Source organism: Bradyrhizobium sp. 139 (assembly GCF_023074175.1).
Taxonomy (GTDB): Bacteria; Pseudomonadota; Alphaproteobacteria; order Rhizobiales; family Xanthobacteraceae; genus Bradyrhizobium.
This window is the reverse complement of sequence record NZ_JADPKS010000002.1, coordinates 1-10,364: the sequence shown is the minus strand read 5'-3', so window position 1 is coordinate 10,364 and position 10,364 is coordinate 1. Positions and strand designations below refer to the sequence as shown.

At 58.6% G+C, this 10,364-nt stretch carries 7 protein-coding genes and 1 pseudogene; 3 read left to right on the top strand and 5 right to left on the bottom strand.

Annotation, left to right across the window (positions count from 1 at the left end; genetic code table 11):
- Window positions 1-513: 513 nt before the first annotated feature.
- Window positions 514-642, top strand: a complete 129-nt coding sequence (locus IVA80_RS38270) for a hypothetical protein (protein WP_256467331.1) — start codon at window positions 514-516, stop codon at window positions 640-642.
- A gap of 157 nt (window positions 643-799) precedes the next feature.
- Here IVA80_RS38270 and IVA80_RS00050 read toward each other — a convergent pair whose 3' ends face one another.
- The 5 genes from IVA80_RS00050 to IVA80_RS00030 all read right to left on the bottom strand — a co-directional run bounded on the left by IVA80_RS00050 (window position 800) and on the right by IVA80_RS00030 (window position 7,066).
- On the bottom strand, window positions 800-1,348 hold the full coding sequence (locus IVA80_RS00050; RefSeq protein ID WP_247424094.1) for a hypothetical protein: 549 nt from the start codon (window positions 1,346-1,348) through the stop codon (window positions 800-802).
- Between the two features lie 230 nt (window positions 1,349-1,578).
- Window positions 1,579-2,265 (bottom strand): hypothetical protein, encoded by a 687-nt coding sequence (locus tag IVA80_RS00045; protein ID WP_247424092.1) that lies wholly within the window; start codon window positions 2,263-2,265, stop codon window positions 1,579-1,581.
- Between the two features lie 120 nt (window positions 2,266-2,385).
- The gene (locus IVA80_RS00040; RefSeq protein WP_247424089.1) at window positions 2,386-4,440 is read right to left on the bottom strand and encodes an alkaline phosphatase family protein; all 2,055 of its coding nucleotides are present in this window, start codon (window positions 4,438-4,440) and stop codon (window positions 2,386-2,388) included.
- Window positions 4,441-4,675: 235 nt separating this feature from the next.
- Complete coding sequence (locus IVA80_RS00035; RefSeq protein WP_247424086.1) at window positions 4,676-5,962, bottom strand: cytochrome c peroxidase; 1,287 nt, start codon at window positions 5,960-5,962, stop codon at window positions 4,676-4,678.
- Window positions 5,963-6,439: 477 nt separating this feature from the next.
- A complete protein-coding gene (locus IVA80_RS00030) occupies window positions 6,440-7,066 on the bottom strand; it encodes a hypothetical protein (RefSeq protein ID WP_247424084.1) in 627 nt (208 codons plus the stop codon).
- Between the two features lie 610 nt (window positions 7,067-7,676).
- On the opposite strand from IVA80_RS00030, the gene IVA80_RS00025 reads away from it, so the two are divergent.
- Both IVA80_RS00025 and IVA80_RS00020 read left to right on the top strand, forming a co-directional pair.
- The gene (locus tag IVA80_RS00025; protein ID WP_247424081.1) at window positions 7,677-9,056 is read left to right on the top strand and encodes an aspartate aminotransferase family protein; all 1,380 of its coding nucleotides are present in this window, start codon (window positions 7,677-7,679) and stop codon (window positions 9,054-9,056) included.
- Between the two features lie 361 nt (window positions 9,057-9,417).
- A pseudogene (locus tag IVA80_RS00020) lies at window positions 9,418-10,268 on the top strand (transposase); the annotation flags it as partial.
- Between the last annotated feature and the right edge of the window lie 96 nt (window positions 10,269-10,364).

Sequence of the window (10,364 nt, the reverse complement as noted above, 5' to 3'; positions counted from 1 at the left end):
TCGCCCGTCTCCCGCCGTTCCCGTGGCCGCATCTCGCTCTCCGCCGAAGCAGTGATACGACACAGAATCACGAATCAAATTTGCAAGGAATCCCCTTTCGAGCGGCCGGTTTCCGGCAAATTGGATTTCCACAGATCGTCGGTTTATGATTCCAAATCAACGGCTTGGCTATTCTTCACGGACGACTACTTGATGCGGAAGTGGTCGGCTGTAAGGACGAGCGCCATAAACCTTCGTATAGTTCCGTAGTCCCTTAGATGCCCGACGTTTACCTACGTCTAATTGCGCCGCTGATCGCGATCGTCTTAGCTACGGTATGCGGTAGCGCTCCCGCTATCGCTGCCCTCCTTGGGCGTTTCCTCCCTAGACTTGGGCCGCTTGCGGCAACGCAGGCGGCCTTTCTTTTTTGTGAATGCCGTCACGTCCGCAGCAATTCCGCGCCAGCACAGATTTCGATCCACAACCCAGCGGTCGTGCCTGCTTCCGTTCTTCGACAAGCATTGGGGAAACCACATGGCCAAGACCAGCTATCAGCTGAACTTGAACGGCAAGTCGTCGGCATCCGCAAGCGACCGCATCTACACCCACGCGGTGGTGGTGCACGAGGAGGTCGATGCCTTCTACTCCTGGGCCCACCACTAGGCGCCCAACGAAACCAAAGCAACGTCCTCGGCACCCTTGAACTGTGGCTCAAGATGTGATTCGCGGAGCTTCCTCTCTGCTTGGCGATTGCGCCTCTCATCCAGCTTGTTGCGCCGGAGCGCTTGCCTGATCGAGTATTCGCTTAGCCCGAATGCGATCAGGCGTCGCCAGATATCGGGCAATGTATTCCGCATGCCGGCGAAGGACCACGTCGACCTCGGTGTGCTCCTCTAGTTTTTTTGAGTACATACGCCCGGGTCGTGTCCAACAACCGAAAATGCGCCTGCGTTTCGTCGACCCGAGTTGCTATCAAGGACTTCTCGACCAAGCTGGCGATTGCGGCAAAAATCTCTCCGGTGTCTTCGTCGGGATCGCCTGCGACGTGCCGCGCGCCCTCCAGGGTGAAATGGTTGACAAAAGGAGCAATGCGTCGAAAGACAATTCTCTCTGCGTCTGACAGCAGATCGTAGCTCCAGTCCAGTGTCGCCCTAAGAGTCCGATGCCTGAGAACTGCCGTCCGATGGCTTAGTTTCAGCAATTCCGGCTGAGACACCAGGCGGGAAACGGTGTTCTTAAGGCCAATTGCGGCCACCTGCACCGCTGCCAACTCAATTGCCAACGGCATGCCATCCAGCTTTCGGCACATTTCTGCAACAAGCGGCGCCTCTTCGTCGGTGAGAACGATGCCTCCTGCCCTTGCCGCCACCCGCCGTACAACAATTGCACTGCCGGATATCGAAGCACGGCATTTGCCGTTTGCTCTGAGGCGTCTATTGGAAAATCAAGGGGAAGCACCCGGCAACAATGTTCGCCCTCGACTTTCAGCAATTCGCGACTTGTGGTCAGAAGATAGACCTGGTGCGTCTCATGGTAGAGCTGTTCGGCAATCAAGGCGACCGCCTCGATCACATGCTCACCAGCCGCGTTAACACCGGCTCACTCCGAAGCCGGTGGTGCAACCCATACGTCGCTCTGCTGAATCTGGCGGATCAGCGTTTGCGGATCGAATTTGCGTAACCCCGCCGGGATTTCGAAGGCTTGCGCCGGCTGGGGCCCGTCGTGGATGTGATCCGCAGCAATCAACGTTCCATCCGCAGTCTTGATCTGCACCGGAAATCTGCGGGCACGGTCGACCCAGCCGATAAAGCTCAAACCGGACGGCGCGGCGACTCGATAAACGTCGGTGTTACGCCCCCCAACTGTTTCAGCTCCATCGCGCTGGCAGCGCCACGTCGTGAGATCGACCGGCGCGGATAGCTGCGCTATCGCCAGCCATTGCCGGCAGGGGTCGTCAGGATCGACCGGAACGAACATGTGGGTCAGCGGGCTCGATTGCATCGCATTCATATAGACGTGCGCGTCCGGGCGGACGAAGTAGGCGGCCGGCTTGGCCGAATCGACTAGGAAAAAGCCGTCGGGCAACGCGGCGGTCTCGATCCGTGCCTTCCCTTCCGAGACCCGCAAGGTTCCCATGGGGGTTGCCGAATCGTCCTTGCTTGCAACGAGTTCGGCGAAAAACTGCTGCGCGATGGACGGCATCGAAGCATTTGCCAGAATGGCAATGACAAGCAGGTAGGCTGCGGCGCTCCTGCTTCCCGAACGCTTGTTCTCGTTACGCTTCATCGCATATCCCAGTCGATCCAGGTGGTGGGCAGGCAAAACATGACAGCGCCGACCGACCCATTGGTTCGATCGGCGCCGGCCTCGTATGGAATCGAGACCTCGTCTTGGACGAGAGCTCGATCACTCGGTGTAGGACAACGTGACCGGCCTGCTGAAGTCGAACGCGTCGAACATGTCAGAAAGCGCCGGGCTGTTGGTCGGGACGTACTCGTTGTTCTTCGAGTAGCTTGGGTTCGGCAGGTTATCGCGGCTGCGGTTCGTGAGCGGCTGGAGGGCCCAGTTGCGTTCGATGAACTTCAGCAGCGAAACGTGATCGGCGTAGTTGTGGTTGATCTTGCCGCCCGTCGAATACGGCGAAAGGATCAGGGTCGGAATGCGCGGTCCGTCGCCGAAGAAGTCGATGGACTGCTGGTAGCCGGAGTCCCAGTAGCCGCCGGCCTCGTCCCAGATGATGAAGACAGCGGTTTCAGCCTTCAGCTCCGGATTGTTGTCCAGCGCGTTGAGCACGTTCAGGGTATAGGCCTCAAACAGATCGACCTTCGAGCTCTGCGGGTGACCGTCGAGCAGGCCGTCCGGCTTGCCGAACGACACCGCGGGCCGCGCGTTGTTCTGGATCGCCGTGATCAGATCGGCAGTGTCCTTCATGTGAGCCTGACGCACGCTCGGGTTGGCCATGATCGAGGTCGCGTACTGAAACGGATTGCAGATCTGGCAGTAGGCAACACCGAGCGCGTGGGCCGGATCGGCAACCGCGGCGGCGCCGAGGTTCGGGTTCGACGGATTGGCAGCAACAGCGGCGTTGGAAAGCGCCACGGCGTCGTTAAACGCACCACCATAGAACGCCCGTGAGATGTTCTTTTCCATGAGCGCATCGCCGATCGTGCGAACCGACGACGGCGGGACGTTGTTGCCACCCGACAGCGCGCCGTTCGGCAGATAGCCCGGATTGACGTTGTTGAGCATGTAGTAGTGGTTGGGCTTGCAGTTCGGCTCCGCCGCGTACGGCAGATTGTTGAGGTAGGTGACGATCGGCTTCACGCCGGGCTGGAACACGTCCGAGCAGTTGCTCCAATTGCCATCGACGGTGTAGCGGTTGACCGAACCCGCGGCCGGGTTCGGGTTGGCGATCAGGTTGGCCGGCGGCGTCACCGGGTTGCCCTTGTCGTCGCTCCAGAACGCCGCGTCGCCGGTACCGAGCATGAAGTGGTTCGCACCGGTGCCGCCGTGGAACGACTGGTGGAAGTTGTCGCTCAGGGTGAAGCGGTCGGCGAGCATCTTCAGAATCGGGGCCTGACCCTGCTGGGCATTGTAGAAGCCCATCGAGTTGGCCATGCTCTTGTTGGACGCCGAATAGGTCGCCATCACGAACGGGAACAAGTCGTTGAGGCAACCCGAATTGTTTTTCTTTGTGGCTCCGGCGGCGCTACAGTCTTCTTGCTGCCAGTCCTGATAGAAGCGATGAGTCGAGTCCCCGGTGTAGTCATCGTCACTGATCTGCTCACCCTGCAGGGGGAACGGTCCGTTCAGGCCCCCGGCGCCGGGAACGCGGCTATCCAGCACACCGGTCGGCAGGCCGCTGAAGCCGGTCGTGAGGATATCGAGATCGCTCGGATCCATGTCCTTGTCGACGCTGGCTTCGGCGATCGTCTTGAACGGGGCCCCGGTGTCGCTCTGCGCCGTCGGCGTGCCGTTGGTGTTCGGCTGCGGCATCTTGTTGGTGGCGTTGTAGGGCGACTTCGAGATCGTCGGCGCGCCGGTGTAGAAGGAGGGCTGGCCTGCGACTGAGTACTGCTGCGCCTGCGCAAAGTTCGGTCCCGGCGTTCCGTCCTCGTTGACGATGCCCTTCGACAGCAGGTTGGAGATCGTCTGCCCCTTCCCCTTTGGCTTGTAGATACCGAAGGTGTGATCCAGGCCGCGATTTTCACCGATCAGGATGATGACGTGCTTGATCGGCGAGGCGGTCTTCACCTCGTCGCCGTGATCCTTATCGCCGTGATCGCCTTGATGCTCGTTCCGGCCTTGGTCGTGCGCCTTGTTGTTGTGGTGTGAACGCTTGTCCCATGCGCTTTGACCGCCCGGATAGTGAGCGGCGTATGCGGCAGTTGCGATGAGCACCGTGGATGCGACGCAGAGCGCGGAGCTAGTTCGCCAGTGCTTTTTGTAATTCAAACTCATCTTCGACCTCAGGGTGTTTGCGGTTTAGCAACACACACTGCTTAGTGAGACAATATGACGCATACTTTTCGCTTCCGTGAAGCACCGAAGAAATTTCGAAACGTTCAAAGATTTCTGTGGGGGCATCTGCGGCAATCAGATGCGCCTCCTCGATTCAACTTTTCAGCTGATGACGGCATTTCTCTGAAGCAAATTACACGGCAAGAAATGCGCAATGCACTTCCGTGCAACCCAATTAATGCGAAACGTGCTTCGAACGCATAATTTGATGGAGCGCAGCGTAATGCTGATCATGGACGTCTTGATTGAATAGCGACCAAGGCTCAGCGCTGGCCAACAAAGCCGGAACTGCGGCTGCCATCAGACTGCGATAATTCCTGAGCTCGGTGGCCGCAACAGTGCTGTGCCCTGCTGCAACGGCCATCTCGATTCGCCGCAGCGTGAGAACGAGCTCCTTGAGACCGTTGCGCGCGAGCGCCCGCTGCTGCTCGCCGCCCGATACGCTGGTGTTCTTCCGATCGGGATACTGCTCGGTCAACTCGCGCAGCTCGTGGCCAATAGTATCGACCGCGAGTGCAACGGTGTCCTTGTCGCCGGCAGGAACTGCAGTCGCAAACACGGAAGAGAAGTCGCTGATCTCCTTCAGCGTTGCACCGGCTCCGTCGCGATCATAAGGCTGCACGCCATCGCCGACGGCCGTGAGATAAGCGACGAGGTCGCCCGTGTCCCGGGCCGAAAGGCCGAGCTGGAAGGTGCTGTCGAAATAATCGACGATCTGATTGAAATCGTCGAAGCGGCCATCGTGAAAAAACGGCGCGTTGAAGTCGGCGTTACGCAGCGTCGGGGTCTTGAACAGGCCGCCGGAGCCGATGTCGTGCTGCTGGTGATCGACGAAACCCGATGATGGAACATGGCAGCCCGCGCAGCTCAGCGCTGGATCGTGCGGAAACGGCCTGGAGAACAGGACTTCGCCGCGGCGCTCCGATTCGCTGATCTTGCCGGCCAGCCGTCCCGCAGGGCCGAGGCTCGGGTTGGGCAGGAAGTCGACATCCTGAATATAGGCCACGATCGCATCGAGCGTCGTCGGGGACGGCTCCGGACCGGCGAATTCGTTGGTAATGACGTTGTGGACGAAGTCGCGCAACGAGGCAAACCGTCCATCAGCGCCATAGGGCGCAAGATAGCGCGCGCCGCGCAGGCTCGGAATCCTTACGGGGTCGAACGACAGATTGTTCGCCTTCGGATCGAACAGCGGGCCGGTGGTGTCGAACGTCCCGGGTCGGCTCGACATCTTCGGCATGAAGAATTTCGAATTGTTGGCTCCGTTGACATGACAGGTGCCGCAGCTGACGCTGGCCTGCCGTGCCACCTCGCCGAGCAGCGCCGGCGAATTGAAAGCGAGCAGATCGCCGAGGTTCACGAGATACGACTTACTGCCGGTGCGCTCGGACTGGAACACCTCGCGGGGCTTGTCGAGCGCGTCCTCATTCAGCTCGGTCGATACCGGCAACACCGCGACCATATGGGTAGCTCCTTCTGCTCTCATCAAATATACCGACGAGCTGGCGATCGGTCTTCTGGTCGAATGTGCTGACCCGTGCATAACCGACAACCTGTCCCATCAACTCCTACGATTTCATTCTGTGGCGTGAAGTCTGAGACGCGGTGACTCACCTGTCAAGAAACTCCGAAACGAACCCTAGTGACACATGTTCTTCGAGGTTGAGCAGTGTGGCAATTGGGTGCACCCTAGTGATACGCTTCTGACATGCCGTCTTCAGAAGATCATTTCACTGGTCTTTCAGGAATTAATTTCACTGGAGCAGTTCGTGCTTCATTGAGCGGCAGAGAGCAATTTCTCTCGATGCATTACAAAAAATGACCGAAGCAACTCGCATGCAGCGAACCCCTCGACGATCGCCTGATGCTGCTCCTCGGGTGCCCGAGCAAAATCGACGATCGACACCTCGATCCGAATGCTTCTTGGCCGGCTGGACCTTCATCGAAGGCTGCAAGATGCCCAGAGACCGCTGCGAGAGCTGGGTGACCGAAGTGTCCCAAACTGTAAATCTGCATAGCCGCGTTCGGCCTTGTAGACCACGACGACGCGCGACCAACCCAGGTCGGAGAGCCCTTCCGCATCTTTAAGATGGAACCAGGTGGATAGGCGGGGCTTCAGGCGCGGTTTGTTGAAATTGAGTTTCGGCGTGACTTCGCAGGATATTTTCCAGCACGCCTGCCACATCCCCGAGACTGTGGCATCCGGCGTCGCGACGTAGCCACGACGTAGCGCTTCAACGCCGACCTCCAGGGCGTCCGCCAAGAATCGCGACGTTGGATCATTCTCCTCCCGAAGCGCTGCCGACAACTCTTCATAAAGAATCCTAACCTCAAAGGGCTCTGCGCCTGGCCTCGACATGTACCCATTCGGGGCGATCAGCACCGTGACGACGCGAGATATGCCTTCCTTGGTTGACCACCGTTGTGCACGCGCGGCGTAGCGCAGTCCCTGCTCCGGCTGAAACGGCACTGCGATCTTGTTTTCTACAAGCGCCAGCACCAACCCGTCTTTCGTCTCGAACGGCACAATAAGATCAGTCTCGCCATCGTTCTCGTCGTGCGACACCCAAGCGCCCGAGAATGCAGAGGCGGGACACCTCGCGCGGCGCGCAAGGAGATTTGCGAGGCCGCCGTGGGCATGCAGCTCCGCGCAGAGTAACAGGTCTATGTCGCGCTCACGCAAGCCGGAAAATGGGGACCTTGCCTCTAGAGCTTCGATCGGCATTTGCAGTCGTGTCGTCATCGAGGAGGCCCGCCCATTTATGTTTCACGATCGCACTCTGATCGTCCTACTCATTCGGCTGCAATCGTCCAGAATGGTATCGCCGTCGCCACTCTATCGCAGTTTGCCCGCGAGCTTTGTATTTTGCCTTGGCGCCGACTAAGCTGCCCGCGATTCCGTTCACGCGTTCTCCCGGGCTACTTGAGGTCGGCGTGCTCTTAGCCTTGGCGTCGCACCATCGTTTTAGCGCAACTACCAATCTTGGTTGCGCCGGGCCTCTTTTCGCTACATCCGATTTCGCTATTGTTGAACGGCAACGTCGAACGGACAAGGATTCGACTCCAACCTTTCGGTGGCAGCAAGTGGGCCCCCCCTCGAGCCATAAGGTGGGGGCGCTTATCCCATAGAATATGGCTCGAGACCCTCTGATGCAGAGTAGGACAGGAAGCAGAAAATGTCCCACAGATTCAACGAACTCTGTGCTTGGGACCGCGATCACCTCTTGCACCCGGGGACGCACATCGGCGCGCATGCGCGAGGTGAACTTCAAACGCGCGTGATCAGCGGGGGCAAAGGAGTCTACATCACTGATAAGTCTGGGCGAACCAGCCTTGACGCCTTTGCGGGTCTTTTTTGTGTGAATGTCGGATATGGCCGCCAGAAGATCGCCGAGGCGATTGCAAAGCAGGCGAACGAACTCCCCTATTACCACGCATACGATGGCCACGGCACAGAAGCCCCGATCACGCTATCCAGGATGATCATCGACCGGGCGCCGAAAGGCATGAGTCGCGTCTTTTTCGGTCTATCAGGCTCGGACGCGAACGAGACAAACATCAAACTAATTTGGTACTATAATAATGTGCTTGGCCGACCGGAGAAGAAGAAGATTATCTCTCGCTGGCGAGCCTATCACGGCTCAACCGTCATGACAGGCTCGCTGACAGGCCTTGAACTGTACCACAACGCCTTTGATCTACCGCGTACGCCAATTCTCCACACTGAAGCTCCGTACTATTTCCGCCGCGCTGATGCGACCATGAGCGAGGAGCAGTTCGTCCAGGCCTGCGTCGACAAGCTTGAGGCAATGATTGTAGCCGAGGCTCCCGATACAGTCGCGGCGTTCATCGGAGAGCCGATCCAAGGTGCTGGCGGCATTATTCCGCCGCCCACCGGATACTGGGCGAAGGTACAGTCCGTTCTGAAGAAATACGACATTCTACTCATCGCGGATGAAGTCGTCTCCGGATTCGGCCGCCTGGGCAGGATGTTTGGTTCCGACCACTACGACATCAGACCGGACCTGATCACAATCTCAAAAGGTCTGACCTCCGCGTACGCTCCTTTGTCCGGCGTCATTATTTCGGACAAGGTTTGGCAGGTTCTCGTGAAAGGCTCCGATCAACTCGGTAGTATCGGTCATGGTTGGACTTGTTCCGCCCATCCTATCTGCGCGGCGGCTGCTATTGCAAATCTTGAGCTAATCGATGAGATGGACCTGATCACGAATGCTCGCAATATTGGAGCCTATCTCCAGTCCGCACTGACTGAGGCTCTGGGCGATCATGGAAACGTCGGCGAGGTGCGCGGCGACGGGCTGATGGCGGCGGTGGAATTTGTCGAGGATAGGGATAATCGCATCCTCTTCGATACATCAAAAAAAGTGGGTGAGCAGGTGGCCGCCGCGCTGCTTGAGCGTGGCGTTATCGGCCGCGCCTTGCCGCAGGGCGACATTCTCGGGTTCGCGCCGCCGCTGTGCTTAACAAAGCACGAAGCTGATATCATCGTCGAGAGTACAGTGGACGCAGTCAATGCTGTTTTTGCCACTTTTTGAATAGGCCGCCTTACACCGGCGACCTCGCGCACCTGCCAATATCGCTTCAAAATGCGGCGGAATTATCCTTCCCAGCGATCCTGCGAGTTTCCGTCGGCTGGCCCTTTGGAATACCACCAGCGTCGCACGGCTTCCCAAATAGTATGCAACGTATTGGTCGCAGTCGAGCTTGCCGTCTCGACTCCTAACAAGTCATGCATGCTGATGGAACCAAAACTCTTTATGTCGCGATACTGACGAGTGAGTTCTAGTGAATAGGCGTTAGTGCGACTTAAAATCCGGCGACGATTGTTTTCCAGAAATTGGAACAGAGCCGGTCGTGGATACTCAAGAGGTCATCCCCGATGAACGGTAAGACCGTATGTCCGTCTCTTCCGATGAGATAGCTCGCCTTACACTGCGCGTCAGCCGATCCTCATCTCAGGAGGACGAGCCGTGGCAGATTATAGGGAAGCATTCGTCGGAATCGATGCCAAGCTGAGAGACGCCATCCGATTGCTGAGGCAGGCCGGGAGGAAGAAGCTCGCTTCTTCGGCGAGGTCGACGCTTCGGCAACCAACATGGGGCGCATCATAGCGCGGATGGCCAACCGGTTCGACCGCGTGCATTTCTGCTACGAGGCCCGCCCGACCGGCTACGGCCTCTATCATCTGATCCGATTGCTGGGCCATGAATGCACGGTGGTGGCACCATCGCTGCTCCCAAGGAAGCCGGGGGATCGGGGAAGACGAACCGCCGGGACGCCGTTTCTCTCGCGCGGCTGCTACGCGCTGGCGAGCTGACGGCGGTATGGGTTCCCTATGAAGGCCACGAGGCGATGCGGCATCTCGTTCGCGCGCGAGCGGCAGCGGTTGAGGCGCTGCGGGTTCACCGGCAACAGGTGGCGCCTTTGCTCAAGCACGACCGCACCCGTCCTCGCAAGAAGAGTTGGGACGATGCGCCATCTGCGCTGGCTTCAGGAACAACAGTTCGATCACCCCGCACATCAGATCGCGCTCCAGGAAATGGTTGAATCAGTTCGCGTCGGCAGGGAGAGGGTCGACCGGCTCGAGCGCACGATCAAAGAATTTGTCTCGGGCTGGTCTCTGGAGCCGCTCGTGCGGGCGCTTCAAACGTTGCGAGGCGTTGATTTGATCGTCGCAGCGACGTTCGCGACCGAGGTTAGCAACGTGAGCCGTAGAGCCCAGTCAACTCATGGGTTACCTCGGCCTAGCCCGCATTTCTCACGGCGCTGACTGATTTGGCAACGCCGGTTTGGTGGATCAGTGATGGGCATGAAGGATGGTGGCGCCGGAAGGCGCGGATGGC

What these genes read in the sequence shown, in the direction of transcription:
- IVA80_RS38270 (WP_256467331.1), top strand. Translation starts at nt 514, where the DNA reads ATGGCCAAGACCAGCTATCAGCTGAACTTGAACGGCAAGTCGTCGGCA.
- IVA80_RS00035 (WP_247424086.1), bottom strand. Translation starts at nt 5,962, where the DNA reads ATGGTCGCGGTGTTGCCGGTATCGACCGAGCTGAATGAGGACGCGCTC.
- IVA80_RS00040 (WP_247424089.1), bottom strand. Translation starts at nt 4,440, where the DNA reads ATGAGTTTGAATTACAAAAAGCACTGGCGAACTAGCTCCGCGCTCTGC.
- IVA80_RS00025 (WP_247424081.1), top strand. Translation starts at nt 7,677, where the DNA reads ATGTCCCACAGATTCAACGAACTCTGTGCTTGGGACCGCGATCACCTC.
- IVA80_RS00045 (WP_247424092.1), bottom strand. Translation starts at nt 2,265, where the DNA reads ATGAAGCGTAACGAGAACAAGCGTTCGGGAAGCAGGAGCGCCGCAGCC.